Source organism: Streptomyces sp. SDr-06, from assembly GCF_003324565.1.
GTDB lineage: Bacteria > Actinomycetota > Actinomycetes > Streptomycetales > Streptomycetaceae > Streptomyces.
Window position 1 is genome coordinate 42,926 of sequence record NZ_QOLA01000014.1, and the last position, 26,531, is coordinate 69,456.

The 26,531-nt window shown below is 72.9% G+C and carries 23 protein-coding genes and 1 tRNA gene; 17 read left to right on the forward strand and 7 right to left on the reverse strand.

Annotation, left to right across the window (positions count from 1 at the left end; genetic code table 11):
- Positions 1-56 precede the first annotated feature (56 nt).
- The 4 genes from DT019_RS25430 (at position 57) to DT019_RS25445 (ending at position 2,576) form a co-directional block, all read left to right on the forward strand.
- A complete protein-coding gene (locus DT019_RS25430; protein ID WP_114039352.1) occupies positions 57-563 on the forward strand; it encodes a molybdenum cofactor biosynthesis protein B in 507 nt (168 codons plus the stop codon).
- Complete coding sequence (locus DT019_RS25435; RefSeq protein WP_114039236.1) at positions 560-1,186, forward strand: GNAT family N-acetyltransferase; 627 nt, start codon at positions 560-562, stop codon at positions 1,184-1,186. Before DT019_RS25430 ends, DT019_RS25435 begins: the two co-directional genes overlap by 4 nt.
- A 152-nt stretch (positions 1,187-1,338) precedes the next feature.
- A complete protein-coding gene (gene glpR, locus DT019_RS25440; protein WP_114039237.1) occupies positions 1,339-2,427 on the forward strand; it encodes a gephyrin-like molybdotransferase receptor GlpR in 1,089 nt (362 codons plus the stop codon).
- Between the two features lie 75 nt (positions 2,428-2,502).
- A tRNA-Ala gene (locus DT019_RS25445) sits at positions 2,503-2,576 on the forward strand.
- An 87-nt stretch (positions 2,577-2,663) separates the two neighbouring features.
- Here DT019_RS25445 and DT019_RS25450 read toward each other — a convergent pair.
- Positions 2,664-3,149: a GNAT family N-acetyltransferase gene (locus tag DT019_RS25450; RefSeq protein WP_114039238.1), complete on the reverse strand. Its 486-nt coding sequence runs from the start codon at positions 3,147-3,149 to the stop codon at positions 2,664-2,666.
- A 58-nt stretch (positions 3,150-3,207) separates the two neighbouring features.
- Between DT019_RS25450 and DT019_RS25455 the strand changes: the two genes are divergently transcribed.
- Positions 3,208-4,011, forward strand: coding sequence for an exodeoxyribonuclease III (locus DT019_RS25455; RefSeq protein ID WP_114039239.1), 804 nt, complete (start codon positions 3,208-3,210; stop codon positions 4,009-4,011).
- A gap of 45 nt (positions 4,012-4,056) precedes the next feature.
- Here the strand turns inward: DT019_RS25455 and DT019_RS25460 are convergent, their stop codons facing one another.
- A complete protein-coding gene (locus tag DT019_RS25460; RefSeq protein ID WP_114039240.1) occupies positions 4,057-4,677 on the reverse strand; it encodes a MerR family transcriptional regulator in 621 nt (206 codons plus the stop codon).
- 250 nt (positions 4,678-4,927) lie between these two features.
- Between DT019_RS25460 and DT019_RS25465 the strand changes: the two genes are divergently transcribed.
- From DT019_RS25465 to DT019_RS25475, 3 genes are read left to right on the forward strand one after another with little or no spacing between them, the layout of a single operon-like run.
- Positions 4,928-6,460, forward strand: a complete 1,533-nt coding sequence (locus DT019_RS25465; RefSeq protein WP_114039241.1) for a flavin-containing monooxygenase — start codon at positions 4,928-4,930, stop codon at positions 6,458-6,460.
- A complete protein-coding gene (locus DT019_RS25470) occupies positions 6,457-7,398 on the forward strand; it encodes an alpha/beta fold hydrolase (RefSeq protein ID WP_114039242.1) in 942 nt (313 codons plus the stop codon). Before DT019_RS25465 ends, DT019_RS25470 begins: the two co-directional genes overlap by 4 nt.
- Positions 7,395-8,288: an SDR family oxidoreductase gene (locus tag DT019_RS25475; protein WP_114039243.1), complete on the forward strand. Its 894-nt coding sequence runs from the start codon at positions 7,395-7,397 to the stop codon at positions 8,286-8,288. Before DT019_RS25470 ends, DT019_RS25475 begins: the two co-directional genes overlap by 4 nt.
- A gap of 72 nt (positions 8,289-8,360) precedes the next feature.
- Here the strand turns inward: DT019_RS25475 and DT019_RS25480 are convergent, their stop codons facing one another.
- A complete protein-coding gene (locus DT019_RS25480; protein WP_114039244.1) occupies positions 8,361-11,636 on the reverse strand; it encodes a S41 family peptidase in 3,276 nt (1,091 codons plus the stop codon).
- Positions 11,637-11,787: 151 nt separating this feature from the next.
- Between DT019_RS25480 and DT019_RS25485 the strand changes: the two genes are divergently transcribed.
- Both DT019_RS25485 and DT019_RS25490 read left to right on the forward strand, forming a co-directional pair.
- Complete coding sequence (locus DT019_RS25485) at positions 11,788-12,366, forward strand: TetR/AcrR family transcriptional regulator (protein ID WP_114039353.1); 579 nt, start codon at positions 11,788-11,790, stop codon at positions 12,364-12,366.
- A 118-nt stretch (positions 12,367-12,484) separates the two neighbouring features.
- The gene (locus DT019_RS25490) at positions 12,485-14,716 is read left to right on the forward strand and encodes an MMPL family transporter (RefSeq protein ID WP_114039245.1); all 2,232 of its coding nucleotides are present in this window, start codon (positions 12,485-12,487) and stop codon (positions 14,714-14,716) included.
- A gap of 154 nt (positions 14,717-14,870) precedes the next feature.
- Here DT019_RS25490 and DT019_RS25495 read toward each other — a convergent pair whose 3' ends face one another.
- Complete coding sequence (locus DT019_RS25495) at positions 14,871-15,275, reverse strand: SsgA family sporulation/cell division regulator (protein ID WP_114039246.1); 405 nt, start codon at positions 15,273-15,275, stop codon at positions 14,871-14,873.
- 211 nt (positions 15,276-15,486) lie between these two features.
- On the opposite strand from DT019_RS25495, the gene DT019_RS25500 reads away from it, so the two are divergent.
- From DT019_RS25500 to DT019_RS25520, 5 genes are all read left to right on the forward strand, one after another.
- The gene (locus tag DT019_RS25500; RefSeq protein ID WP_114039247.1) at positions 15,487-16,572 is read left to right on the forward strand and encodes an energy-coupling factor ABC transporter permease; all 1,086 of its coding nucleotides are present in this window, start codon (positions 15,487-15,489) and stop codon (positions 16,570-16,572) included.
- Between the two features lies 1 nt (position 16,573).
- The gene (cbiQ, locus tag DT019_RS25505) at positions 16,574-17,335 is read left to right on the forward strand and encodes a cobalt ECF transporter T component CbiQ (RefSeq protein WP_114039248.1); all 762 of its coding nucleotides are present in this window, start codon (positions 16,574-16,576) and stop codon (positions 17,333-17,335) included.
- Positions 17,332-18,093, forward strand: a complete 762-nt coding sequence (locus DT019_RS25510) for an energy-coupling factor ABC transporter ATP-binding protein (RefSeq protein WP_189389916.1) — start codon at positions 17,332-17,334, stop codon at positions 18,091-18,093. Before cbiQ ends, DT019_RS25510 begins: the two co-directional genes overlap by 4 nt.
- 345 nt (positions 18,094-18,438) lie before the next feature.
- A complete protein-coding gene (locus DT019_RS25515; protein WP_411292731.1) occupies positions 18,439-19,599 on the forward strand; it encodes a serine hydrolase domain-containing protein in 1,161 nt (386 codons plus the stop codon).
- Positions 19,596-20,390, forward strand: a complete 795-nt coding sequence (locus tag DT019_RS25520; protein ID WP_114039250.1) for an SDR family NAD(P)-dependent oxidoreductase — start codon at positions 19,596-19,598, stop codon at positions 20,388-20,390. Before DT019_RS25515 ends, DT019_RS25520 begins: the two co-directional genes overlap by 4 nt.
- 83 nt (positions 20,391-20,473) lie before the next feature.
- Here DT019_RS25520 and DT019_RS25525 read toward each other — a convergent pair whose 3' ends face one another.
- From DT019_RS25525 to DT019_RS25535, 3 genes are all read right to left on the reverse strand, one after another.
- On the reverse strand, positions 20,474-21,319 hold the full coding sequence (locus DT019_RS25525; RefSeq protein ID WP_114039251.1) for a DMT family transporter: 846 nt from the start codon (positions 21,317-21,319) through the stop codon (positions 20,474-20,476).
- 97 nt (positions 21,320-21,416) lie between these two features.
- On the reverse strand, positions 21,417-23,042 hold the full coding sequence (locus DT019_RS25530) for a penicillin-binding transpeptidase domain-containing protein (RefSeq protein WP_114039252.1): 1,626 nt from the start codon (positions 23,040-23,042) through the stop codon (positions 21,417-21,419).
- Between the two features lie 133 nt (positions 23,043-23,175).
- Positions 23,176-24,993, reverse strand: a complete 1,818-nt coding sequence (locus DT019_RS25535) for a dolichyl-phosphate-mannose--protein mannosyltransferase (protein ID WP_114039253.1) — start codon at positions 24,991-24,993, stop codon at positions 23,176-23,178.
- 76 nt (positions 24,994-25,069) lie between these two features.
- On the opposite strand from DT019_RS25535, the gene rsmI reads away from it, so the two are divergent.
- Complete coding sequence (gene rsmI / locus DT019_RS25540) at positions 25,070-25,957, forward strand: 16S rRNA (cytidine(1402)-2'-O)-methyltransferase (protein WP_189389918.1); 888 nt, start codon at positions 25,070-25,072, stop codon at positions 25,955-25,957.
- 191 nt (positions 25,958-26,148) lie between these two features.
- Positions 26,149-26,526, forward strand: a complete 378-nt coding sequence (locus tag DT019_RS25545; protein WP_114039255.1) for a hypothetical protein — start codon at positions 26,149-26,151, stop codon at positions 26,524-26,526.
- The last annotated feature ends 5 nt before the right edge of the window (positions 26,527-26,531 follow it).

Sequence of the window (26,531 nt, forward strand, 5' to 3'; positions counted from 1 at the left end):
CGGGTCCGCAGGCCGCCGCCCCCTTCCCGCCCGGCGGCGAGGGGCTCGGCGGGGCCCTGCTCGCGCCGTACGCCGCGCTGGTCGTGACGGCGTCCAACCGGGCGGCCGCCGGGGTGTACGCGGACAAGGGCGGCCCGCTGCTGGCCGAGGGCCTCAGCAGGATCGGCTTCGCGGTGGACGGGCCGCTGGTCGTGCCCGACGGCGACCCGGTCGCCCAGGCGCTGCGGGCCGGGGCGGCCGCCGGGTACGACGTCATCGTCACGACCGGTGGCACCGGCATCTCGCCCACCGACCGCACCCCCGACGCGACCCGGGGCGTCATCGACTACGAGGTCCCCGGCATCCCGGAGGCCATCCGCGCCGAGGGCCTGGCCAAGGTCCCCACCGCCGCGCTCTCGCGGGGCCTGGCCGGGGTCGCGGGCGGCCGCACCCTGATCGTGAACCTGCCGGGCTCCACCGGCGGGGTGCGCGACGGACTGGCCGTCCTGGAGCGGATCCTGACGCACGCCGTCGACCAGCTCCGCGGCGGCGACCACCCGAGACCCGCGGGGAGCCCGAGCTGAACGTTCCTTCCTGGCCGGTCGAGCTGGCGGAGGGCGATGTGGTCCTCCGCCCCATAAAGCTGCGCGACCAACGGGCCTGGCGCGAGGTCAACCGGCGCAACCGCGACTGGCTGCGGCCCTGGGAGGCGACGATCCCGCCGCCCGCGCCCGGCGCCCCGTTCGCGCAGCGCCCCACCTACCGGCAGATGGTCCGCCACCTGCGCGCCGAGGCCAACGCGGGCCGCATGCTGCCGTTCGTCATCGAGTACCAGGGCCGCCTGGTGGGCCAGTTGACGGTCGCCGGGATCACCTGGGGCTCGATGTGCTCGGGCCACGTGGGGTACTGGGTGGACCGCGAGGTGGCGGGCCGGGGCGTCATGCCGACCGCCGTCGCGCTCGCCGTCGACCACTGCTTCCGCGCGGTCGGGCTGCACCGCATGGAGGTGTGCATCCGCCCCGAGAACGCGCCGAGCCGCCGGGTGGTGGAAAAGCTCGGATTCCGCGAGGAGGGGCTGCGCCCGCGCTATCTCCACATCGACGGCGCCTGGCGCGATCACCTGGTCTACGCGCTCACCGCCGAGGAGGTCCCCGAGGGGCTCCTCGCCAGGTGGCGGCGGGGGCGCCAGTCCCACCCCGGGAAATGACATAAACGTTCGAATTTCATTGCGACCCGATCGCTCTCTCTCGTCGAACGATCCGAGAAATCACAAAAAAAGCCGGTGATATCAGCCAGATCGTGCGACACACCGGCTCAATTGGCGTATCCCCGCGCGCCCGCCCCTCTACGGTGTGGTGTGTGAGCAGCAGCGGCCTCATCTACGCAGTCATCGTCGGGGCCTGGGCCGCCTACTTGGTGCCGATGTGGCTCCGCAGGCAGGACGAACTCAACGAGGCCCGTCCGACGGAACGCTTCAGCACCGCCATCCGGCTGCTGTCCGGACGGTCGGCCATGGAGCGCCGGTACGCCAAGGAGCTGCGCCAGCGGGCCACCGAGGAGGCAGCGCCCGAGGCGGAGCCCGTGACCCCGCCGGACGCCCTGACGGAACCCCTGGCCACCCGCGGGGAGTCCACGGGCGCCCGGCACGTCGCCGTGCCCCCGGCCCGCTCCCAGCGCCCGCCGCGCCAGGAGCAGCCGAGCGAGCACCAGGAGCGCCCGCGCCCGCGCAGCGCGGCCGCCGCGGAGCGGGCCCGGCGCGCCCAGCGCAGCGCGGTGCTCGCCCGGCGCCGGCGCACCACGGTCGTCCTCTTCCTCGCCTTCACCCTTGGCGCGGTCGTCGCGGCGGTCGGCGGGCTCGGCTTCCTGTGGGCGCCGGCCGTCCCGGCCGCGCTGCTGAGCGCGTACATCGTGCACCTGCGGATCCAGGAGCGGCGGCGCTTCGCCTTCACCATGGACCGCCGACGCGCCGAGGCCGCGGCCCAGCGGCTGCGCGAGAGCCGGCCGCGCACCCGGGCCACCCCGCCGGGCATCGAGGCCGACGACGAAGCGGAGTCCCACCAGCCGGTCCCCGTGCCCGAGCCCGCGCCCGCCCCGGCCCTGTCCCCGCAGGAGGCCGGACGGCGCGCGCTGGTCGAGCAGACGGACCATGCCGAGTGGGTCGACCAGCAGCGCGAGCGCGGCCCCGAGCGGGGCGCGAGCTGGGAGCCGGTGCCGGTCCCGCTGCCGACGTACGTCACCGCTCCGGTCGCCCCGCGCGCCACCGGCAGCATCGACCTCGGCGCCCCCGACACCTGGTCCTCGGCCCGCTCCTCCACGGCCGACCCCACGCCCGCCCCGGCCCCTGCCGCCGAGCCGCCCCCGCGCCAGCGCACGGGCTCAAGTCGCCGCCGGACCCCGCTCTTCGACCAGTACGCGGACGAGGACCGGCCCCGCGCCGCCAACGAATGACCCCGCTCTCGCTGACCAGCGGGGAACGGATTTCCAAGCACTCCGATCGGGGTGCTAAGGTTTCACTCGTTGCAAGGGCCTGTGGCGCAGTCCGGTAGCGCACCTCGTTCGCATCGAGGGGGTCAGGGGTTCGAATCCCCTCAGGTCCACAACAACGACGGAATCCCGTCCGATCATCACGATCGGGCGGGATTCCGTCGTTTCCGGGGCAGTTGGAGCGGCCGCCGCCGCGGAGGTCAGGACGTCCCGAGCGTCTTCGCGAAGCAGCGGCTGGTCTCGTACGCGCGGTAGTAGCCGAACTTCTCGCAGGGTTCGTAACCCGTCGAGGCGTACAGGGTGATGGCCTCGGGCTGCTTGGTGCCGGTCTCCAGGACCATGCGGGTGCGGCCGGCCGCGCGGGCGTCGGCCTCCAGGGCGGCGAGTATGCGGCGGGCCAGGCCCAGGCCGCGGGCCTCGGGGACGACGTACATGCGCTTCAGCTCCGCGTCGCCGTCGCGGTAGTTCTCCTCGTTGGCGTCCTGGCTGCGCCAGCCCCCGGTGGCCACCGGGCGGCCCTCGGCGTCGTACGCGATCAGGTACAGGCCGCGCGGGGGCGCGAACATCGACGCGTCCAGGAAGGTGGCGTCGCCCTCGTCCCCGTACCGCTCGGCGTATTCGAGCTGGACCTCGTCGTTGAGCTTGACGGCGTCGGGGTGGTCGTAGGCCAGCTGGCGAATAATCATGCGAGATAGCGTACTTCTATGCGTCGGCTGGGTGGAGCCGGGTGGGTAGGGTGCCGGGATGCTCACTGTTACCTCTGTGAATGTAAACGGGCTGCGGGCCGCCGCCAAGAAGGGCTTCGTGGAGTGGCTCGGGGGCAGCGAGGCGGACGTCGTCTGCCTGCAGGAAGTGCGGGCCGAGCCCCATCAGCTGCCCGCCGATGCGGGTGCCCCCGAGGGCTGGTTCGCCGTGCACGCCCCGGCCGCCGCCAAGGGCCGGGCCGGTGTGTCGCTGCTCACCCGCCGCGAGCCGGACCGGGTTCGGACCGGGTTCGGGAGCGCGGAGTTCGACGGCAGCGGGCGCTACGTCGAGGCGGATCTGCCCGGCGTGACGGTGGCCTCGCTCTATCTTCCCTCCGGCGAGGTCGGCACCGAGCGGCAGGACGAGAAGATCCGCTTCATGGCGGAGTTCCTGGAGTACCTGAAGGAGCTGAGGGTGCGGGCCGCCGCCGACGGCCGCGAGGTCGTCGTCTGTGGCGACTGGAACATCGCCCACCAGGAGGCCGACCTCAAGAACTGGAAGGGCAACAAGAAGAACTCCGGTTTCCTGCCCGAGGAGCGCGCCTGGATGTCGCGCGTCTTCGACGCCGCCGACGGCGGCTACGTCGACGTGGTGCGCGCCCTGCACCCGGACGTCGAGGGCCCGTACTCGTGGTGGTCGTACCGGGGCCGCGCCTTCGACAACGACACGGGCTGGCGCATCGACTACCAGGTCACCACGCCCGGCCTCGCCGAGCGGGCCGTGAAGGCGTTCGTGGAGCGGGCCGCGACGCACGGCGAGCGGTGGTCCGACCATGCTCCGGTCACCGTCGTCTACGACCTCTAGCCAGGACCGCGCGGGACGCCCGCGCGTGCGCTCCGTTCGGTCCGCTCAGGGTTCCTGTGTGAGGCGGCGGTCCAGGGCGAGCGACAGTTCCGCGTCCACCACCGCCTTGGCCAGCGGGCGCAGGCGTTCGGTGTCCTTCTCGGAGGCGTGCGTGCGCAGGAGGTCGGTGAACAGGGCGGCCAGCGCGTCGGCGTGCTCGCGGACCTCGCGGCCCGCCGCGAGCACCGCCGCCAGCGGGACGCCCTCGCGGACCAGGGAGGCCGAGACGTCCAGGAGGCGGCGGCTGATGTGGACGATCTCCTCGCCGGAGACGGCCAGGTAGCCCAGGTCCAGCGCCGCCGCCAGGTTCTCGGGCGTCACCTCGCCCGCGAAGTGGTCGGCCAGCGCCTCGGGGGTCAGCCGCACCGGGGTCTCCTCGGTGGGCTCCACCAGGCCGAGCGCCTCGCCGGCGTCGCGGCCGGACTCGAAGGCCGAGGTGAGGTCGGCGATGCCGGAGAGCGTGTGGCCGCGCTCCAGGAGCGCCGAGATGGTGCGCAGGCGGGCCAGGTGGTGATCGTCGTACCAGGCGATGCGGCCCTCGCGGCGCGGCGGCGGGATCAGGCCGCGCTCGCGGTAGAAGCGCAGGGTGCGTTCGGTGATGCCCGCCTTCCGGGCCAGCTCCGACATGCGGTACTCGCGGACACCGCCCGCGGGCCCGCCCCGCCCCGGCGTCCCGTTCGCGCGGGCTCCCTGACTTGCCTGGTCTTCTGCCACCCCGTCAGCCTATGCGGTGCCCGGCGCCCCGCAGGAGCGAGTTGTACCGCCGGTAACTTTCCCCGCCCGCACCCCTACCGCTCGGTAGGTGTCTGCTCTACCCTCCCAACAGTGCCAGTGATTGCTGGCAACGTTTGCGGGACCGATCGTGGAGGCGGGTGGCATGGCCCAGCGCGAGCATGTACGTGTGGCGGTGATCGGGTCGGGGTTCGGCGGGCTCGGGGCGGCGGTCCGGCTGCGCCGCGAGGGGATCACCGACTTCGTCGTCCTGGAACGGGCCGGCTCCGTCGGCGGCACCTGGCGCGACAACAGCTACCCCGGGTGCGCCTGCGACGTACCCTCCCACCTGTACTCCTTCTCCTTCGCGCCCAACCCCGACTGGCCCCGCACCTTCTCCGGGCAGGAACACATCCGCGCCTATCTGGAGCACGTCGCCGACGTCTTCCGGCTGCGCCCCCACATCCGCCTCGACCACGAGGTGACGATGATGCGCTGGGACGCCGAGCGGCTGTGGTGGGAGATCGAGGTCGGCAACGGGACCACGCTCACCGCCGACGTCGTCGTCTCGGCCACCGGGCCGCTCTCCGATCCCAAGATGCCCCGGATCCCGGGGCTCGCCTCCTTCCCCGGCAAGGTGTTCCACTCCGCGCGCTGGGACCACGACTACGACCTGCGCGGCAAGCGCGTCGCCATGGTCGGCACGGGCGCCTCGGCGATCCAGATCGTGCCCTCCATCCAGCCCGAGGTCGGGCGGCTCACGCTCTTCCAGCGGACGCCGCCCTGGGTCATGCCGCGCATGGACCGCCCGATCACCGCGGTCGAGCGCTGGCTGCACCGCCGGCTCCCCGCCACCGGCGCCGCCCGCCGCGGACTCCTGTGGGGGATAAGGGAGTTGCAGGTCAGCGCGTTCACCAAGCGGCCCAACGAGCTCGGGCTCGTCGAGTCCATCGCCAAGTCCAACATGGCCCGCGCCATCAAGGACCCGCAGCTGCGGGCCCGACTGACGCCCGACTACCGGATCGGCTGCAAGCGGATCCTGCTGTCCAGCTCGTACTATCCGGCGCTCGCCGAGCCCAACGTGGACGTCGTCGCCTCCGGGCTCGCCGAGGTGCGCGGCTCCACGGTCGTGGCGGCCGACGGCACCGAGGCCGAGGTCGACGCGATCATCTTCGGCACCGGGTTCCACGTCACGGACATGCCCATCGCCGACCGCGTCGTCGGCGCGGAGGGGCACACGCTCGCCGAGTCGTGGAAGGACGGCATGCAGGCACTGCGCGGGGCGACCGCGGCCGGGTTCCCCAACTGGATGACCATCATCGGGCCCAACACCGGGCTCGGGAACTCCTCCATGATCTTGATGATCGAGTCCCAGCTGAACTACATGGCCGACTACCTGCGCCAGCTGGACGTGCTCGGCGGCCGGGTCGCGCTCGCCGCCCGGCCCTCCGCCGTCGGCGCCTGGAACCGGCGGGTGCAGGAACGCATGAAGCGCACCGTGTGGAACACCGGCGGCTGCACCAGCTGGTACCTCGACGCGGCCGGCCGCAACACCACCGTCTGGCCGGGCACCACCGGCGAGTTCCGCCGCGCGACCCGCGAGGTGGACCTGGCGGAGTACGAGGTCGTACGCGCCCGGGCGGCCGGGGCCGAGTCCGCCCTCGCCGCCGCGGGCGAGGAAGCGGCGGTGTCCGCGTGAGCCGGGCCGGGGCCGCGCGGCGCGCGGTGCCTGCGCCGCCCGTCGCCGGGCGCGAGCTGACCGCCGTGTCCGCCGACGGCACCGCGCTGCACGTCGAGGTGCACGGGCCCGCGGAGGCGCCCGCCGTCGTCCTCGCGCACGGCTGGACCTGCTCGACCGCGTTCTGGGCCGCCCAGATCCGGGCGCTGGCCGGTCAGTGCCGGGTCATCGCCTACGACCAGCGCGGCCACGGGCGTACGGCCGCCTACGAGGTCTGCTCCACCGAGGTGCTCGCCGACGACCTCGAAGCGGTGCTCGGCGCGACGCTCGCGCCCGGGGAACGGGCGGTGCTCGTCGGGCACTCCATGGGCGGCATGACCCTCATGGCGGCCGCCGGGCGGCCCGCTCTGCGCGAGCACGCGGCGGCCGTCCTGCTGTGCAGCACGGGCGCCTCGCGCCTGGTCGCCGAGTCCCGGGTGCTGCCGCTGCGGGCCGGGCGGCTGCGGACCGCCCTCACCCGGCGGGTCCTCGGATCGGGGGCGCCGCTCGGGCCGGTCACCCCGCTCGCCCGGAAGGTCCTGCGGTACGCGACGATGGGGCCCGGGGCCGCTCCCGACAAGGTCGACGCGTGCGCCCGCATCGTGCACGCGTGCCCGCGCGGGGTGCGCCAGGCCTGGTCGCACGTGCTGGCCGATCTCGAACTCGGCCTGTCGGTAAGGAAGTTGGACCTGCCCACGGCCGTGGTGGCGGGCAGCGCGGACCGGCTCACCCCGCCCGTGCACGCCCGCCGGATCGCGGCCGGGCTGCCCGACTGCCGCTCGCTCGACGTGCTCACCGGCGTCGGGCACATGACGCCCATCGAGGCGCCCGAGTTCATCACCGAGAAGATCCGCGCGCTGGTGGCCACGCATCTCGCCGCCCCGGCCGCCGTCACCGCCACCGAGGAGCGTGCCGTATGAGCAGGGTCAGTCTGGAAGGGCAGGTCGCGGTCGTCACCGGCGCCGCGCGGGGCGTCGGGGAACTCCTCGCCCGCAAGCTGTCGGCGCGCGGTGCCAAGGTCGCCCTGGTCGGCCTCGAACCCGACGAGCTGAAGCAGGTCGCGGCCCGGCTGCACAGCGAGGCCGAGTCCTGGTACGCGGACGTCACCGACCACGCGGCGATGGCGCGGGTCGCGGGCGAGGTCAAGGAGCGGTTCGGGAAGGTCGACATCGTCGTCGCCAACGCGGGCGTCGCCTCCGGCGGCCCGTTCGTCGACTCCGACCCCGACGCCTGGCGCCGGGTCATCGAGGTCAACCTGATCGGCGGGGCCGTCACCGCCCGCGCCTTCCTGCCCGTCCTGATGGAGTCACGCGGGTACTTCCTCCAGATCGCCTCGCTCGCTGCGATCACGCCCGCGCCCATGATGACGGCGTACTGCGCCTCCAAGTCCGGGGTCGAGGCGTTCGCGCACAGCCTGCGCGCGGAGGTGGGCTACAAGGGGGTGCGGGTCGGGGTCGGGTACCTGTCGTGGACCGACACGGACATGGTGCGCGGTGCCGACCAGGACGACGTCATGCGCGAGCTGCGCTCCCGGCTGCCCTGGCCCTCCAACCGGACGTATCCGCTCGGGCCGGCCGTCGACCGGATCGTCGCCGGGATCGAGCGGCGGTCCTCGCACGTGTACGCGCAGTGGTGGCTGCGGGGGATGCAGTCCGTGCGGGGGTACTTGCCGGGGGTCATCGGGGCGGTGGGGCAGCGGGAGATGCGGCGCTTCGAGCCGCGGCTCTCCGCGGTGGGGCGGGGGCTCGTGGGGGCGGGGGGTGCGGCCGACGAGGCGGCCCGGGCTCTCCCCGCCCCGCCCCTTCCCTAGACCCTCCGGGGGTTGAAGGACCCTGGGGGCTCCGCCCCCAGACCCCCGTTCGCGCCTGAACGGCGCTTGTCCTCAATTTCCCCCAAGGCCGGTCTGCTCCCTCGGGGGCAGTTTGGGGCGTTGGCGGTCGGGGGTTGCCGTGTAGCCGGGGGGGAGGGAGGCGGGGTGGAGGTGCAGGAGGTCCAGGGCGAGGCGTACCGCGTCGTCGAGCTGGGCGTGGCGGCCCTCCGCCCAGTCCAGCGGCGTGCGCAGGATCTCCAGGTCCGGCTCCACCCCGTGGTTCTCCACGGACCACCCGTACTCGTCGAACCACGCCGCGTTCATCGGCACGGTGATCACCGTGCCGTCGCCCAGGGTGTGGCGGCCCGTCATGCCGACCACGCCGCCCCAGGTGCGCTGGCCCACCACCGGGCCCAGCTTCAGGAGCCGGAAGGCCGCCGTGATCATGTCGCCGTCCGACGAGGTCGCCTCGTCGGCGAGGGCGACCACCGGGCCCCGGGGGGCGTTGGAGGCGTACGAGACCGGCTGGGCGTTGCGGGTGAGGTCCCAGCCCAGGATGCGGCGGGTCAGCTTCTCCACCACCAGCTCGCTGATGTGGCCGCCCGCGTTGCCGCGTACGTCCACGATCAGGGCGGGGCGGCTCACCTCCAGGCGCAGGTCGCGGTTGAACTGGGCCCAGCCCGAGCCGCCCATGTCCGGGATGTGCAGATAGCCGCACTTGCCGCCGCTCAACTCCCGTACCACTTCGCGGCGTTTGGCCACCCAGTCCTGGTAGCGCAGGGGCCGCTCGTCCACCAGTGGGACCACCGCCACCCGGCGCGCCCGGCCCTCGCCCTCGGCGGGCTGGAAGGTCAGCTCGACCGTGGTGCCGCCCGCGCCCGCGAGGAGGGGGTAGGGGCCCGCGACCGGGTCGACGGGGCGGCCGTCGACATGGGTCAGGACCGCGCCCTCGCGGATGCCGGCGCCCGCCAGGGGTGAGCGCGCCTTGGAGTCGGAGGAGTCGCCGGGCAGGATGCGCCTGATCTGCCAACTGCCGTCCCTGCACACCAGGTTGGCGCCGAGCAGGCCCTGGGCGCGCTGGTAGTGCGGGGGCCCCTCGTTGCGGCGGGCGGCGGTGACGTAGGCGTGCGAGGTGCCCAGTTCGCCGAGGACCTCGCGCAGCAGGTCCGCGAACTCGTCGGGGGACGCGACCCGTTCGACCAGCGGGCGGTACTGGTCGAGCACCGCCGTCCAGTCGATGCCGCACATCTGCGGCTCCCAGAAGTAGGAGCGGATGATGCGGCCCGCCTCGTTGTAGGCCTGGCGCCACTCCAGGGCCGGGTCGACGTCGTGCAGGATGCGGCGCAGGTCGAGGTAGACCGTCGAGTCGTTGTCGCCCGACTCGGTGGAGGGCACCGCGCGCAGCTCCCCCTCGTCCACGACCACCAGGCGGCTGCCGTCGCCGCTGACCGCGAAGTAGTCGAGGTGCTCGACCAGTTCGGTCCTGCGGGCCTTGGAGATGTTGAAGTGCTCCAGGGTGGGACGGCCCGAGGTGTCGGCCGGGTTGGCGAACGTCTCGCCCAGCGCGCCCGAGATGGGCCAGCGCAGCCAGACCAGGCCGCCGCCGGAGACCGGGTGCAGGGCGGAGTACTTGGAGGCCGAGACGGGGAACGGGGTGACCCGGCTCTCCAGGCCCTCCACCTCGACCGTCACCGTGCCGTCGGCCGAGTCGTCCAGCGGGTCCAGGCCGCCCGCCGCGGGCCGCCCGTCCGGGGAGAGGGCGAACGGGGACGGCGTCGCCGAGTTGAGCGGTACGAGATAGGGGCGGCAGCCGAGCGGGAAGGAGAGGTCGCCGGTGTGCACGTCGTACACCGGGTCGAAGCCGCGCCAGGACAGGAACGCCAGATAGCGGCCGTCGCTGGTGAACACCGGGTTCTCGTCCTCGAAGCGGCCGTTGGTGACGTCCACGACGGTGCGGGCGCCGGGCCCCGCGATGCGGGCCATCTTGATCTGCCGCAGCGAGCGGCCGATGCCCGGGTGCGACCAGGTCAGCCAGGCCCCGTCGGGGGAGAAGGCGAGGTCGCGCACCGGCCCGTTGAGCGAGGTGATGAGCTCGGTGACCTCGCCGGTGGACTCCTCCGTCACGTCGAGGAGCAGCAGGCGGCCGTCGTTCGCGGCGATCGCCAGGCGTTCGCCGTCGGGGTCGGACACCATCTCCTGCACCCGGCCGAGCTCGCCCGCCGCCAGCCGCCGCGGCGCGCGCTCGCCGCTGGCGCGCGGCAGGAAGGCGATCTCGACCGCGTCCTCGCCGTCCGCGTCCGTGATGTAGGCGACCTGGCCGCCGCTGCCCAGCATCTCGGGCAGCCGCACGCGGACCCCCGGGGTGTCGGCGATGGTGCGGGCCGGGCCGTCGCGGTGGGTGAGCCAGTACAGGCTGCCGCGCACCACGACGGCGCTGGCCCGGCCGGTGGTGTCGACGGACAGCGCGTCCACGTGGTTGGCGGCCGGGACCTGGTAGCTGCGCCGCCCCGCGCGCGGCCCGCCCAGGCGCACGTCCAGCTTGCGCGGGACCGAGTCGGGGGTGAGGGCGTCGACGATCCACAGGTCGCCCGCGCACTGGTAGACGACCCGGCGGCCGTCGCTGGAGGCGTGCCGGGCGTAGAAGGAGTCGTGGTCGGTGTGCCGGGTCAGGTCGCTGCCGTCGGGCAGGCAGGAGTACAGGTTGCCGACGCCCTCGTGGTCGGAGAGGAAGGCGACGCGGCCGTCCACGAACATCGGCGAGTCCAGGTGGCCGCCGATGTCGGCGAGCAGCCGCCTGCCGTGCAGCCACAGCCGGCCGGTGGCGCCGCCGCGGTAGCGCTTCCAGGCGGCCGGCTCGTGCGGCGGCTTTCCGGTGAGTAGCAGGGTGCGCCGCTCGCCGTCCACATCGGTGACGGCGATGTCGGAGACCGGGCCCCAGGGGAGCTTTCCGCCGGGGGAGCCGTCGGTGGGCACGCTGTAGGCCCAGGAGAAGTACGAGAACGGCTGTCCGTGCGAGGACACCGCGAGGATGTGGCCGTCGGGGGTCCAGCCGCACACCCGGGTGTCGGACGACCCCCAGTACCCGATCCGGCGGGCCGGGCCGCCGCTCACCGGAGCCAGATGGATCTCCGGGTCGAGGCTGCGCCAGGTCGTGTACGCGATCTGGCTGCCGTCGGGCGAGAAGCGGGGGTGGCCGACCTTGGTGCGGTCGACGGTGACCCGCCAGGCGCGCGAGGGGCTGTGCCCGGCGGGCACCAGCGGGGCGACCCAGAGGTCGTCCTCGGCGGCGAAGCAGAGCAAGTCGTCGTGCAGATGCGGGAACCGGAGGTACGCGGCGTCGTCACTCACCCCCCAATGCTTTCCGCGCGAGGGGGCCGCGGCAACTCGTAGGAGCGCTTTATTCCGTTCCGACACCTGTGGTCGACGACACAAGCGAAACGGTTTCGTTTCGCTTCAGGGCGGGGTTACCTTCGTACGGTACGCACAGGAAAGGAGGTCGATCATGGCAGGCAGGCTCACCCCGGAACGCGAGGCCGAGCTCCACGAAGCCGTGCTCGACCTGCTGCGCGAGGTCGGTTACGACGCCCTCACCATGGACGCCGTCGCCACCCGCACCCGATCCAGCAAGGCCACCCTCTACCGCCAGTGGGGGAGCAAGCCGGAGCTGGTGGCGCGCGCCCTGCGGCACAACAAGCCGGTCGGTCTCGCCGAGATCGACACCGGCTCGCTGCGCGGCGACTTCCAGGCGATGGTCGACCGTGAGGACGACTGTCAGATGGAGAAGGACTCCGCGCTGATGCGGGGTCTGATGCGGGCCGTCCACGACCATCCCGAACTCCACCAGGCGCTGCGCGAAGTGCTGATCGAGCCGGAGATCACCGGCCTCGACACGGTGCTGCGGCGCGCGGTGGAACGCGGCGAGGTCAGGGCGGACAACCGCGCGCTCCCCTATGTCGTACACATGATGGTCGGCGCCTTCGCCGCCCGGCAGTTCATCGAGGACCGGCCGGTCGACCAGGCCTTCCTCGCCGACTACTTCGACGCCGTGGTCCTCCCCGCCCTCGGCGCCCCCCGCTAGGCTCCCCGCCCGGCTTCCCCGCGCAGTACCCGCCCCACCTGACGCACGCCGCTCTCGTCGTCGGGCTGATTCCCCATGCCCTGCTGGTTCCATACGACTTGACCGGGAGTACGCCCTCGTGGCCACGTTCCTCTACCGCCTAGGCAGGTTCGCCTTCCGGCGCCGCCGCTACGTCGCCCTGGTGTGGGTGGCGCTGCTCGCCCTCGCCGGGTTCGGCGCGGCCTCCGCCACCACCGCCACCTCCTCCTCGTTCTCGATCCCGGGCACCGAGGCCCAGCGCGCCTTCGACCTGCTCAAGGAGCGGTTCCCGAACGCGACCGCGGACGGCGCCACCGCCCGGATCGTCTTCAAGGCGCCCGAAGGCCAGAAGATGGCCGACCCCGCCAACAAGGCCGCGGTCGAGAAGACGGCCGCCGACCTGCTGGCGGGTTCGAACCAGATCGCCTCGGTGACCGACCCGTTCACCGCCCACGCCGTCTCGCAGAACGGCCAGGGTCCCATCGCGTACGTCCAGGTGTCGTACAAGGCCAACGCGATGCAGCTCACCGAGGAGACCCGCGACGCGCTCAAGAAGAGCGGCGAAACGGGGAGGGCGGCCGGGCTCACGGTGGAGATCGGCGGTGACGCGCTGCAGGCCATGCCGGAGACCGGTTCGGGCGAGATCGTCGGCGTGGTCATCGCGGGCCTCGTCCTGGTGATCACCTTCGGCTCGCTGGTGGCGGCGGGGCTTCCGCTGCTCACCGCGATCATCGGCGTCGGCATCGGCGTCTCCACCATCACGGCGCTCGCCAACGTGCTCGACCTCGGGTCCACCACGTCCACGCTCGCGATGATGATCGGGCTCGCGGTCGGCATCGACTACGCGCTGTTCATCGTCTCCCGCTACCGGGCCGAGCTCGCCGAGGGCCGGGAGCGCGAGGAGGCCGCCGGACGGGCCGTGGGCACGGCCGGCTCCGCCGTGGTGTTCGCCGGTCTGACCGTGGTCATCGCGCTGGTCGGCCTCGCCGTCGTCAACATCCCGATGCTCACCAAGATGGGCGCGGCCGCGGCCGGCACGGTCGTCATCGCCGTCCTCATCGCGCTCACCCTGATTCCCGCGCTGCTCGGCTTCGCCGGCAAGCGCGTGCTCGGCCGCAAGGCCCGCAAGGCGTACGCGCTGGGCGAGCAGGCGGCCGAGGGCAAGCCCAACGCGGGCACCCGCTGGGCGAGCTTCGTGCTGCGCAAGCCGGTGTGGGTGCTGCTCGTCGGCGTCCTCGGACTCGGCGCGATCGCGCTGCCCGCGAGCTCGCTGCAGATGGGCCTGCCCGACGACGGCTCGCAGCCCACCTCCACCACCCAGCGCCGCGCCTACGACACGCTGTCGGAGGGCTTCGGGCCCGGCTTCAACGGGCCGCTCATGGTCGTCGTCGACGGCAAGGGCAGCAAGGACCCGCGGGCCGCGGCCGACCGGACGGTCGACGCGATCAAGAAGCTCCCGGACGTCGGTCCGGTGATGCCCCCGATGTTCAACAAGGACACCGGCAACGACACCGCGACCATCACGGTCATACCGAAGTCCAAGCCGTCCTCCACCCAGACCGAGGATCTCGTCCACTCGATCCGGGACACCGGCGCCACGATCAAGGCCGACACCGGGGCCAAGCTCCTGGTGACCGGTTCGACCGCGATGAACATCGACTTCTCGCAGAAGATGAACGACGCCCTGCTGCCCTACCTGGCCCTGGTCGTCGGTCTCGCCTTCCTGCTCCTGATGGTGGTCTTCCGCTCGGTCCTGGTCCCGCTGAAGGCGGCCCTCGGCTTCCTGCTCTCGGTGGTCGCCGCCCTCGGCGCGGTCGTCGCGGTCTTCCAGTGGGGCTGGCTCGGCTCGCTGTTCGGCGTGCAGCAGACCGGCCCGATCATGTCCATGATGCCGATCTTCATGGTGGGCGTGGTCTTCGGCCTCGCGATGGACTACGAGGTCTTCCTGGTCACGCGGATGCGCGAGGCGTACGTCCACGGCGAGCGGCCGGGGCAGGCGATCGTCACCGGGTTCAAGCACGGCGCCCGGGTGGTGACCGCCGCCGCCGTCATCATGATCGCGGTCTTCTCCGGCTTCATCGGCTCCAGCGAGCAAATGATCAAGATGATCGGCTTCGGTCTCGCGATCGCGGTCTTCTTCGACGCGTTCATCGTCCGCATGGCGATCGTGCCCGCGGTGCTCGCGCTGCTCGGCGCGAAGGCCTGGTGGCTGCCGCGCTGGCTGGACCGGGTGCTGCCGAACGTCGACGTCGAGGGCGAGGGCCTGCGCCGGCACCAGGACGCCGAGCGCGACGGGGACTCCGACGACCACCGCGAGCTGGCGCGGGTCTGACCCCGCCTCCCTGAACGCCGGGGCCCGAGCTGAGCGGCCGAGGGTCCCGGCCCGACGCCAACGGCCTGTGGGGACGGGACCGCTGGCGCCCCTGGCCCCCCGTGCGTACGCGCACGGGGGGCCGACGCGTGTCCGGGGCCGCGGGCGGCGGGCCTCAGCGGTTGCGGCCCGCCGGGGACGGGGCCGCGCGGGCGTCGGTCGCGTACGTGTGGCGCAGGAAGCGGACCAGGGGCGAGCTGTCGAACTGGACCACCGCGACCCCCTGGGGCGAGTGGAACTCCAGGACCGTCTGGGCCCGGCCGCACGGCCACACCTCCACGTCACCCCGGCGGGCGGGTGCGCGCAGACCCGACTCCAGGAGGTCGCGCGGGAAGAGCCATTCGTTGCCGCCGGGGAAGGCGAAGCAGACCGTGCCCGGCGCGTCGGCAGGGTCGTAGCGCAGGGCCACCGGCACGGGGTTGGAGAGCGGGGCGTCGGTGACGACCCGGGCCCGGGCGTGGTCCTCGACGGAGCGGCGGTCGGCGTGGTCCTCGGCGTGGTCCTCATCGGCGGGGGACATCGGTCGCTCCTCACGCTGGGTGCTGAATGAATACCGGTTCGCGCTATTTGCTATCAAATGTCCCATATTTTTCAGGTAAACCCCCAGTGAGTCGGCTTGCCATTTGATGGCTGGCCGCTCTTGCAAGGAGTTCGCAACAGGGCACTATCATCAAACGGTTCTGCGCATGCCGCGCAGGGAAGAGGGCGCCACGGGAAATCGGAGTCCACCCATGCACGTACCCGATGGATTCATCAACGCACCTGTATCGGCCGTCACAGGCGTCGTCGCCGCGGCCGCCGTCGCCGTCAGCCTGCGCGGGGCGCGGCGTGAACTTGGGGGCACCTCCCACGCGTCGAGCAGTGGGGGAGAGAAGACGGCGCCGCTCGCCGGGCTCGTCGCCGCGTTCATCTTCGCCGTGCAGATGCTCAACTTCCCCGTCGCGGCGGGCACCAGCGGCCATCTGCTCGGCGGCGCGCTCGCCGCGATCCTCGTCGGGCCGTACACCGGCGTGCTGTGCGTGTCCGTGGTCCTGCTCATGCAGGGCATCCTCTTCGCCGACGGCGGCCTCACCGCGCTCGGCGTCAACATCACCGACATGGCGATCACCACGACCGTCGTCGCCTACGTCCTGTTCCGCACCCTGGTGAAGGTGCTGCCCCGCACCCGCCGCTCGGTGACCGCCGCCTCCTTCGTGGCCGCGCTCCTCTCCGTCCCGGCCGCCGCCCTCGTCTTCACCGCGATCTACGCGCTCGGCGGCACCACCGACGTGCCGATCGCCAAGGTGCTCACCGCGATGGTCGGCGTGCACCTGCTCATCGGCATCGGCGAGGCCGTCATCACCGCGCTCACCGTGGGCGCCGTCATCGCCGTACGCCCCGACCTCGTGCACGGGGCCCGCGGCCTGACCGCGCCGCTCAAGCTGCGGGTCGGCGGCGAACTCGTCGATGCCCCCGCCGCCCCGGCCGCGGCCCGCGCCGGGACGCGCTCCGGCTCGACGAAGACGGTCTGGGGCATCGGCATCGTCACCGCGCTCGTGCTCGCCGGATTCGTCTCCTTCTACGCCTCGGCCAGCCCCGACGGCCTGGAGAAGGTCGCCCACGACAAGGGCATCGACGCCAAGACCACCCCGCACGCCAGTTCCGACTCGCCGCTGGCCGACTACTCCGTCAAGGACGTCGGCGACGCGCGCCTGTCCGGCGGCCTGGCCGGAGTGATCGGCGTGGGCGTCACGGTGGCCGTGGGCAGCGGCGTGTTCTGGGCCGTGCGCCGCCGCCGCACGGAGCCCGCACCCGAGCGCGCCACGGAAACGGTCTGACGTGGGCGCGGGCCACTCCCACCGGCTCTACCGGCACGGCCACTCGCCCGTCCACGAGCTGCCCCCGCACTGCAAGCTCGCCGCGGTGTTCCTGTTCGTGGTCGTCGTGGTGTCCACACCCCGCGAGGCGATGTGGGCCTTCGCGCTGTACGCCGTGCTGCTGGGGCTGGTCGCACGCGCGGCCCGCCTCCCGGCCGGGTATCTGCTCAAGCGGCTGCTCATCGAGATCCCGTTCGTGGCGTTCGCCGTGCTCATGCCGTTCGTCGTGCCCGGCGAGCAGGTGCGCGTGCTCGGACTCTCCCTCAGCGAGAACGGGCTGTGGGGCGCCTGGAACGTCCTGGCCAAGGGCACCCTCGGCGTCGCCGCCTCCGTGATCCTCGCCTCCACCACCGAACTGCGCGCCCTGCTGCTCGGCCTGCAACGCCTCAAGCTGCCGCCGCTCCTCGTCCAGATCGCGTCCTTCATGATCCGGTACGGCGACGTGATCACCGACGAGATGCGGCGGATGTCCATCGCCCGCCGCTCACGCGGTTTCGAGGCGCGCGGGGTGCGCTCCTGGGGCGTCCTCGCCAAGTCGGCGGGCGCGCTGTTCATCCGCTCCTACGAACGCGGCGAACGCGTCCATCTCGCGATGGTCAGCCGCGGCTACGCCGGGGCCATGCCGGTGATCGACGAGGTGACGGCGACCCGCGCGCAGTGGACGCGGGCCGTCGCCCTCCCCGTGACGGCGCTCGCCGTCTGTCTGCTTGGGTGGATCCTGTGACTGCCGTGAACGTCCCCTCGCTCGAAGTGTCCGGGCTCGCCTTCGCCTACCCCGACGGCCACCAGGCGCTGTTCGGCGTCGACCTGACCGTGGCACGCGGCGAGCGGGTCGCGCTGCTCGGGCCCAACGGCGCGGGCAAGACCACGCTGGTGCTCCACCTCAACGGCATCCTCGAAGGCGGCGCGGGTTCCGTGACCGTCGCAGGGCTGCCGGTCGCCAAGCGCAACCTCGCCGAGATCCGTCGCCGGGTCGGCATCGTCTTCCAGGACCCCGACGACCAGCTCTTCATGCCGACCGTCCGCGAGGACGTCGCGTTCGGCCCGGCGGCGTCCGGGGTGCGCGGGGCGGAGCTGGAGGAGCGGGTGCGCGACGCGCTCGCCCGGGTGGGGATGGCCGAGTACGCCGACCGGCCGCCGCACCACCTGTCCTTCGGACAGCGGCGCCGGGTCGCCGTCGCGACGGTGCTCGCGATGTCGCCGGAGATCCTCGTCCTGGACGAGCCCTCCTCCAACCTCGACCCCGCCTCGCGGCGCGAACTCGCGGACATTCTGCGGGGGTTGGACGTCACGGTGCTCATGGTCACGCATGATCTGCCGTATGCGCTGGAGTTGTGCGGGCGGTCGGTGATCCTCAGTGACGGGGTCATCTCGGCGGACGGGCCCACCGTGGAGATCCTGTCCGACGAGGCGCTGATGCGGGCGCACCGCCTTGAACTGCCGTTCGGCTTCGACCCGACGTCGGCACCGCTCCCCAACTGACCCGCGCGCCCCCGGCTCCCCTTTCGCGCAGTTCCCCGCGCCCCTTCACCCGCCTTCGTCTCGCGGCCGTGCCCGCTTCTCGCGCAGTTCCCCGCGCCCCTTGGCGGCATCGTGCTGGCCCGCATGGGCAACCTCAGCCCGTCCGGCGTTTGAGGACGAGCGCCCTTTAGGCGCGAACGGGGTCTGGGGCGGAGCCCCAGGAACGCCTTCAACCCCCGGAGGGTTTCGGGAAGGGGCGGGGTGGGGGCTCCCGGGGTCTGGGCGGAGCCCCAGGGGGTGGCGTGGGGTCGGGCACCATGGTGGGGGGCGTCAGGGTGGCGTCCGGGCAGCGTGGGGAGACGGATCGTGGTCGACGTACAGGGCGCCGTGGCACCGGGCTACGAACCGGTGAAGGACGCCTTCGTGCGCAACTTCGAGCAGCGGGGCGAACACGGCGCGGCCGTGGCCGTCTACCGGGACGGGCACAAGGTCGTCGACCTGTGGGCCGGCACGAAGGACGTGGACGGCCCCGCCCCCTGGGCGCTGGACACCGCCCAGATCGTCCGCTCGGCCACCAAGGGCGTGGCCGCCGCCGTCCCCCTCCTCCTGCACCAGCGCGGCCGCCTGGACCTGGACGCCCCAGTGTCGACGTACTGGCCGGAGTTCAAGGCCCGCGGCAAGGAGCGCACCCTGGTGCGGCACCTGCTCGCGCACCGGGCCGGGGTGCCCGCCCTGGACGTCCCGCTCACCCCCGCCCAGGCCGCCGACGGCGAGTCGGGCCCGGCCGCGGTGGCCGCCCAGGCCCCGTTCTGGGAGCCCGGCACCGCACACGGCTACCACGCGCAGACCTACAGCTGGCTGCTGGGTGAGCTCGTGCGGCGCGTCACCGGACGCACCATCGGCCGCTGGACCGCCGAGGAGATAGCCGGGCCGCTCGGCCTGGACTTCTGGATGGGCGTGCCGGACACCGAGGCGCACCGGGTGGGCCGGGTCGGCCCGGTGGAGGCGCCCGAGGGCGAGGGCGGGCTGCGGCTGCGGCCCAAGCGCGCCGTCGCGGAGGCCTACCAGGACCCCCACTCGCTGACCCGCCGCGCGTTCGGCGCGATCGACCCGCTGCCGGACGAGAACGACCCCGCCTACCGCGCCGCCGAACTCCCCGCCTCCGCGGGCGTCTCCACCGCGCGCGCACTGGCCCGTTTCTACGCCGCCACCATCGGCGAAGTGGACGGCGGGAAGCGGCTGTTCGCGCCCGCCACGCTCACCCTGGCCCGCACCGAGGAGAGCGCGGGCCCCGACCGGGTGCTGGTCGTGAACACCCGCTTCGGGCTCGGCTACATGCTGCACGGCCCGGCGTCCCCGCTGCTCGCGCCCGGCTCCTTCGGCCACCCCGGCCGCGGCGGCTCGCTGGGCTTCGCCGACCCGGAGTCGGGGATCGCGTTCGGCTATGTGACCAACGGGCTGCAGAAGGGCGTCACCGCCGATCCCCGTGCCCAGGCCCTGGTACGGGCGCTACGTTCGACCGTATGACGCAACCTCAGACGGCCTTGACCACGGCGCGCTTCGCGGGACACGCGGCACTGATCACCGGAGCGGGACGCGGCATCGGCGCCGCCGTCGCGCGCAGACTGACCGCCGAGGGTGCCCGGGTCCTGGTCGCCGACGTCGACCTGGAGCGCGCGAAGGCCACCGCCGCCGAGCTGGAGGGCGCCGTCGCCCGGCACTGCGACGTCTCCGACCGGGCTTCGGTGGAGTCCGCGGTCGCCTTCGCCGTCGAGGAGTTCGGCCGGCTCGACGTCCTGGTCAACAACGCCTACTCGTGCAGCCCGGACGCCGACCGCTTCGAGGACGAGGACGACGAGGAGTGGGCCCGCGACCTCGACATCAGCCTCACCGGCGCCTTCCGGTGCGCCCGCGCCGCCCTTCCGCACCTGGCCGCCTCCGGCCGGGGCGCGATCGTCAGCGTCGGCTCGGTCAACGGCGCCCAGGACTTCGGCAACCACGCCTACAGCGCCGCCAAGGCGGGCCTCGCCTCGCTGACCCGTACGCTCGCCGGGGACGCGGCCCCGCGCGGGGTCCGGGTCAACCTCGTCCAGCCCGGCACCGTCCGCACCCCCGCCTGGGACGGCCGCGAGGACCGGCTGGACCGGTTCGCCGAGGTGTACCCGCTCGGCCGGGTCGGCGAGCCCGAGGACATCGCGGCGGCCGTCGCCTTCCTCGCCTCCGCCGACGCGTCCTGGATCACCGGCACCACCCTGCGCGTGGACGGCGGACTGCTCGCCGTGAACACGGGGTTCCAGCGACTGGCCCACGGCGAGTGAGGCCCGCGCCCGGGTGAGGGGCGGCTCGCCCTCCGTAGTCCCGGAACATCGCCCGGCGCGCCCCGGTCCCGGGAGGTCGTGCGTCAGCCCGCCCGCAGCATCAGGCCGATGCCCACCACCAGGAGGCCCGCCGCGGCGATCCGCGGGGCGCCGAAGCGCTCCTTGAAGAAGACGGCGCCGATCGCCGCGCCCACGATGATCGACGATTCGCGCAGCGCCGCGACCGGGGCCAGCGGCGCCCTGGTCTGCGCCCACAGGACGAGCCCGTACGCGGCGACCGAGAGCGCCGCCCCGAGGAGCCCGCGGGCCGCGAACGGGCGCAGTTCCCCGGCCAGTCGGGGGCCCCGGCGGTACAGGGCGTAGGCGGGGACGGCCAGGCCCTCAAGGAGCATCAGCCAGGCGATGTAGCCGACGGAGGAGCCCGAGGCGCGCACTCCGACGCCGTCGACGACGGTGTACCCGGCGATCGTGAGGCCGGTGGCGAGCGCGGCGACGATGGCCGGCCAGTTCGGCCGCGAGCCGCGGATGCCCCACAGGGCGACCCCGACCAGGCCCGCGCAGGCGACCGCCACCCCCGCCGCCTGCCAGGCGTTCGGCGTCTCGTGCACGAAAACGGCGGCGAGCACGGTGACCACCAGCGGGGCGGTGCCGCGCGCGATCGGGTACGTCTGCCCGAAGTCGCCCAGGGTGAACGACCGCATGAGCAGCAGCATGTAGCCGACGTGCAGCGCCGCCGAGACCAGCAGATACGGCCAGGCCCCGGCGGCGGGCACCGGCACGAAGGGCAGCGCGAGCAGTCCGATCAGCGCGCCGCCGCCCGATATCAGGGTGAAGGAGAGCAGCTGGTCCTTGAGGTGGTGGGCGAGCGCGTTCCAGCTGGCGTGCGCGAGGGCCGCGAGCAGCACCGCGCAGGTGACGGTCGGGGTCACGAGCGCCGCCCGCTCGGGTCGTGCGGGTCGTCCAGGTCGTACGGAGAGTTCATGGCCCGCACGCTAGTAGTAGGTGTACGGGCCATGCGAGGCGGTTTCAGCCGGCGCGCAGGACCTGCGCGACGATGGGCCCTGCCGCGGTGCCGCCGTGCCCGCCGGACTGCACCAGGGCGGCGGCCGCGAGGTCGTCGCTGTACCCGGTGAACCAGCTGTCCGACTTGTTCTGCCCGTCCCTCTCCGCGGAGCCGGTCTTGGCGCCCTTGGCGCCGCCGACGCCCGCCATGGCCTCGGTCGCCGTCCCGTAGGAGGCGGTCGCGGTGATGTGCATCATCTCGCGCAGCTGGGCGGCGATGCCCGACGGCAGCGGCGCGGCCTGGGCGAGCGCGCGGCCGTCCAGGGACTGCGGCACCAGGACGGGCTGGCGGAAGCGGCCCGACTGCGCGGTCGCCGCGATCGAGGCCATGTCGAGCGGGCTCATCTGCACCTTGCCCTGACCGATGTACGCCGCCGCCGTCTCGGCGCCGGCCGAGGCGGGCACGCTGCCGTCGAAGGACGGCACGCCGACCTTCCAGTCCTGGCCGATGCCGAAGTAGTCGGCCGCGACGCGCCCCAGCGCCCCGTCGTCGTTCACGTCGTCGACGAGCTTGATGAAGGCGGTGTTGCAGGACCGGGCGAAGCTCTTGGAGAAGGGCTGGCCGTCCATCGAGAAGTTGTCCAGGTTGTGGAAGGTGACGCCCTGCCACATCGCGTTCGCCGGACACTCGGCCGGTTTGTCCGCGGCCGCCTTGCCCTTCTCGATCAGCATCGCCGAGGTGACGATCTTCATCGTGGAGCCGGGCGCGACCCGGCCCTGGAGCGAGGCGGGGAACTTGTCGGCGCGGTTGTCCGCCACCGCCCTGATCTCGCCGGTGCTCGGCTTGACGGCGACCACCGACGACTCCCCGAAGCCCTTGACCGCCTTCTCCGCGGCGGCCTGCACGTCCGCGTCGAGCGTCGTCCTCAGCTTGCCCGGGGTGCCCTTCTGCAGCGTGATCAGGGTGCGCGCCGGGGTGCCGTTGCCCTGGATCTGGAGCTCGACGCCCGGCGTGCCGTCCACCTTGGTGCCGTACTTCTCGCGCAGCCCGTCCAGGATCGCGCCGAGCGAGGGGTACTGCTCCTTGGTCAGCGGGCGGTCCTTGTAGTCGACGGCCTGGATCTCGGGGTTCTGCGCCTTGTCGGTCACCAGGCGCTCGTCCTTCTTCAGCTGCGGGTACAGCACCGCGGGCTGCCAGTCGACCAGCGCCCTGTGCGTGGTCTGGCCCCGGACGACGGTCAGTTGGGAGGCGTAGGACAGCGGGGCCGTCCTGCCCTCGAAGGAGACGTCGGCCTTCACCGTGTACGGGACGACCGCCCCGTTCGGCGCGCCCGCGGCGACCGTCACGTTGGTGATGTGTGCCTGGTCGCGGAAGCCGGTCAGCGCGGTTGACGCGGCCTGCTGATTGTTGGTCAGGGCGGCGGCCCCCGCCGCGTCGCCCTTCGACCATGCCGTGAGGAAGCCGGTGGCGGCCTCCTTGATCTCGTCCGTGCCCGGCGGGCCGGTGCGCGCGGGCGCGCCCTGCGTGTGCGTACCGCCGGGCCCCTTGTCGTCACCCCCGCCCACCAGCGTGTAGCCCCCGTACGCGACGCCTCCGGCGGCCACCACGAACACCCCGCCCACGATGGCGACCTTCGCTCCACTGCGCATCCCGCAGTTCCCCTCCCCAGGAGTCCCCCGAACTCCTTGAACGTGTTCAAGGAGTACTTGGGAGGGACTCTACGGGACGGCAGTGACAAGGGGGCCGCCAGTTGTCCGAACGGTTACCGGAACGCGACCGGCGTCACACCCAGGTGTCCAGCCACATCCGGTTGCGCCAGGAGTCCAGCGGAATGGCCGTGCCCGTGTAGATCGGCCAGAAGTAGACGAAGTTCCACACGATCAGCAGGACGAGCACACCCGCCGCGATGGCCCCCACCGCACGGCGCCGCTCCCCGGGGGCGAGCCCCGCTTCCGCCGACGCCGCCGCGCCGCGCGCCGGCTGCGGCGGCCCGATGATCGCGCCGATCATCATCGCCACCGCCAGACACAGGAACGGCACGAACACGACCGCGTAGAAGAAGAAGATCGTCCGCTCCTGGTACATGAACCACGGCAGGTACCCGGCCGCGATCCCGCACGCGATGGCGCCCGCCCGCCAGTCGCGCCGGAAGATCCAGCGCCACAGGACGTACCCGATCGCGAAGCAGGCGGCCCACCACAGCAGCGGGGTGCCGAGCGCGAGGACCTCGGCGGCGCACTTCCCGCTCGTGTTCGCGGGGCATCCGGCGGTGCCGGGGCTCGGGCTCTCGTAGTAGTACGAGACGGGCCGGCCAAGGACCAGCCAGCTCCACGGGTTCGACTGGTAGGTGTGGCCCTCGGTCAGGCCCACGTGGAAGCTGTAGACCTCGGTCTCGTAGTGCCAGAAGCTGCGCAGCGAGGCCGGCACCCAGCTGAGGTCGAACTGCGGCAGATGGTTGACGGTGCCGATGACCGGCAGCTTGACGTGGTCGGGGGACAGGCCCGCCCGGCCGTCCGCCCAGTGCCGCCCGTACCCCTTGTCGGTGACGAACCAGCCCGTCCACGACACCATGTACGTGGCGATCGCGACCGGCACCGTGGACAGGAACGCCCAGAGCGCGTCCCGGCGCAGCACCGCCCGGTAGGGGCTGACCGCGCCCGCCGTGCGCCGGGCGCCCGCGTCCCACAGCACGGCCATCACGCAGAAGAACACCAGGATGTAGAGGCCGTTCCACTTGGTGCCGCAGGCCAGGCCCAGCATGATCCCGGCCGCGATCCGCCAGGGCCGCAGGCCGAACCGCAAGGTCGCCGCGCTCTCCGCGTCCGGGCGCAATTGCCCGTCCTCACCCTCGGGCAAGGCGGCCGCCAGCTTCGCCCGCGTACGGTCGCGGTCGACGAGCAGGCAGCCGAAGGCGGCCAGGACGAAGAACATCAGGACCGTGTCGAGCAGCGCGGTGCGGCTCATCACGAAGTGCAGCCCGTCGACCGCGAGCAGCGCGCCCGCCAGGCACCCCAGGAACGTGGAGCGGAACAGCCGGCGCCCGATCCGGCAGAGCAGCAGCACCGACAGGGTGCCGAGCACCGCGACCATGAACCGCCAGCCGAACGGCGTGAAGCCGAACATCTTCTCGCCGATGCCGATGAGGTACTTGCCGACCGGCGGATGCACCACGTAGCCCGGCGCGGTCGGCACCGCGATGAGGTCCGGGTTGGCCAGGATCGACTTGTCGATGTCCTTGGGCCAGTCGCCCTCGTAGCCGTGGTTGATGAGCGCCCAGGCGTCCTTGGCGTAGTACGTCTCGTCGAATATCACGGCATGCGGGGCGCCCAGGTGCCAGAACCGCATGAGTCCGGCGACCAGCGTCACCAGGAGCGGCCCCGCCCACGCCGACCAGCGCACGATCCGCGCCGCCCACAGCGGGGGGATGCCGAGCACCGTCCACAGCTGCCCCGACGGCCGGGTGAACGGAGGCACCAGGCGCTCGCGCAGCCCGGTTCTCGGCCGCGCGACATGGCCGAACCGGCGCATGCGGTGCTGCCAGGAGGGCGGCTCGTCCCCGGCTTCGTGGCCCGGCAGGGTCTGTGGCGCAGTACTGGTCACCGCGCCATCGTAGGGAACTCGCCTATGGGAGTCCCGTGGCCGGGCCCGGCGGCCGGGGCCGCGGCGGGCTGCGAGGATGGTCGGTGTGACCGGAACACTCGTACTCGCAGGCACCCCCATCGGCGACACCGCGGACGCCCCGCCCCGGCTCGCCGCCGAACTGGAGCGCGCCGACGTCGTCGCCGCCGAGGACACCCGGCGCCTTCGCCGGCTCACCCAGGCGCTCGGCGTGCACACCCAGGGCCGGGTCGTGTCCTACTTCGAGGGCAACGAGTCGGCGCGCACCCCCGAACTCGTCGAGGCCCTCGAAGGCGGCGCCCGGGTGCTGCTCGTGACCGACGCGGGCATGCCCTCGGTCTCCGACCCCGGCTACCGCCTGGTCGCGGCCTGCGTCGAGAAGGACATCAAGGTCACGGCGGTGCCGGGCCCCTCCGCGGTGCTCACCGCGCTCGCCCTGTCCGGGCTGCCCGTGGACCGCTTCTGCTTCGAGGGCTTCCTGCCGCGCAAGGCCGGCGAGCGCCTGGGCCGCCTGCGCGAGGTCGCCGACGAGCGCCGCACGCTGGTCTACTTCGAGGCCCCGCACCGCCTCGACGACACCCTGGCCGCGATGGCCGAGGTGTTCGGTGCCGAGCGGCGGGCGGCGGTGTGCCGGGAGCTGACCAAGACGTACGAGGAGGTCAAGCGCGGGCCGCTGAAGGACCTCGCGGTGTGGGCGGCGGAGGGCGTGCGCGGCGAGATCACCGTGGTGGTCGAGGGGGCGCCCGAGACCGGACCGGCCGATCTCGACGCCGCCGAGCTGGTCAGGCGCGTACAGGTGCGCGAGGAGGCGGGAGAGCGGCGCAAGGAGGCCATCGCGGCCGTCGCCGCCGAGACCGGTCTACCCAAGCGCGAGGTCTTCGACGCGGTGGTCGCGGCAAAGAACGCGGCACGTCAGGGCTCCGCGGACAGTAAAGGACTATCGTAAAAAGTAAAACGCAGGCCGCGCACCGGGGCAGGGAAAAGCACGCAGCCCTAGGAAAGGCCAAGACCACGCCAACTCTCGACAGCCCCTGATGCGTTTTGGCAGCGAAAGGCGTCTCCTGGATCGGGGACCTTTCGCCCCCGCTCGCAAGAGCGCTCGCAAGAGCTTGTCCAGCGGACAAGAGGAGCCGGCACATGAGTGAGATCGCTGAGACCACGGCACACGAGGCGTATGCCTTCGCGTGCATGAGGTGTGGATATGGCTGGGAGCAGGCGTACGAGATAGAGCACCACGTAGACGCCACGGGCCAGGCATTCGTCGTCTACAAGGCCAATGGCGACCGGGTGCCGTCCCCGCTGTCCTCGCCCACCTGCCTCAACTGCGGCGGACACGTGGTGCGCATCATGCGCGCCGGGCGGGTGTCGTCCGCGCAGCAGGGAATGATCCAGCACCGCGCGCCCGCGCCGACGCAGCCCGCTCCCCAGCACGGGGCCGACGGGGCCGACGCCACCGTGAAGCCGGAGCACCACTGGCACCTGTCGGACCTTCTGCACCCCTTCCACCGCAAGTGACCAGG

What these genes read in the sequence shown, in the direction of transcription:
- DT019_RS25455 (WP_114039239.1), top strand. Translation starts at nt 3,208, where the DNA reads ATGCTCACTGTTACCTCTGTGAATGTAAACGGGCTGCGGGCCGCCGCC.
- DT019_RS25545 (WP_114039255.1), top strand. Translation starts at nt 26,149, where the DNA reads ATGAGTGAGATCGCTGAGACCACGGCACACGAGGCGTATGCCTTCGCG.
- DT019_RS25495 (WP_114039246.1), bottom strand. Translation starts at nt 15,275, where the DNA reads ATGTCCCCCGCCGATGAGGACCACGCCGAGGACCACGCCGACCGCCGC.
- DT019_RS25460 (WP_114039240.1), bottom strand. Translation starts at nt 4,677, where the DNA reads ATGTCGGAGCTGGCCCGGAAGGCGGGCATCACCGAACGCACCCTGCGC.
- DT019_RS25475 (WP_114039243.1), top strand. Translation starts at nt 7,395, where the DNA reads ATGAGCAGGGTCAGTCTGGAAGGGCAGGTCGCGGTCGTCACCGGCGCC.
- DT019_RS25450 (WP_114039238.1), bottom strand. Translation starts at nt 3,149, where the DNA reads ATGATTATTCGCCAGCTGGCCTACGACCACCCCGACGCCGTCAAGCTC.
- rsmI (WP_189389918.1), top strand. Translation starts at nt 25,070, where the DNA reads ATGGTCGGTGTGACCGGAACACTCGTACTCGCAGGCACCCCCATCGGC.
- DT019_RS25465 (WP_114039241.1), top strand. Translation starts at nt 4,928, where the DNA reads ATGGCCCAGCGCGAGCATGTACGTGTGGCGGTGATCGGGTCGGGGTTC.
- DT019_RS25500 (WP_114039247.1), top strand. Translation starts at nt 15,487, where the DNA reads ATGCACGTACCCGATGGATTCATCAACGCACCTGTATCGGCCGTCACA.
- DT019_RS25520 (WP_114039250.1), top strand. Translation starts at nt 19,596, where the DNA reads ATGACGCAACCTCAGACGGCCTTGACCACGGCGCGCTTCGCGGGACAC.
- DT019_RS25530 (WP_114039252.1), bottom strand. Translation starts at nt 23,042, where the DNA reads ATGCGCAGTGGAGCGAAGGTCGCCATCGTGGGCGGGGTGTTCGTGGTG.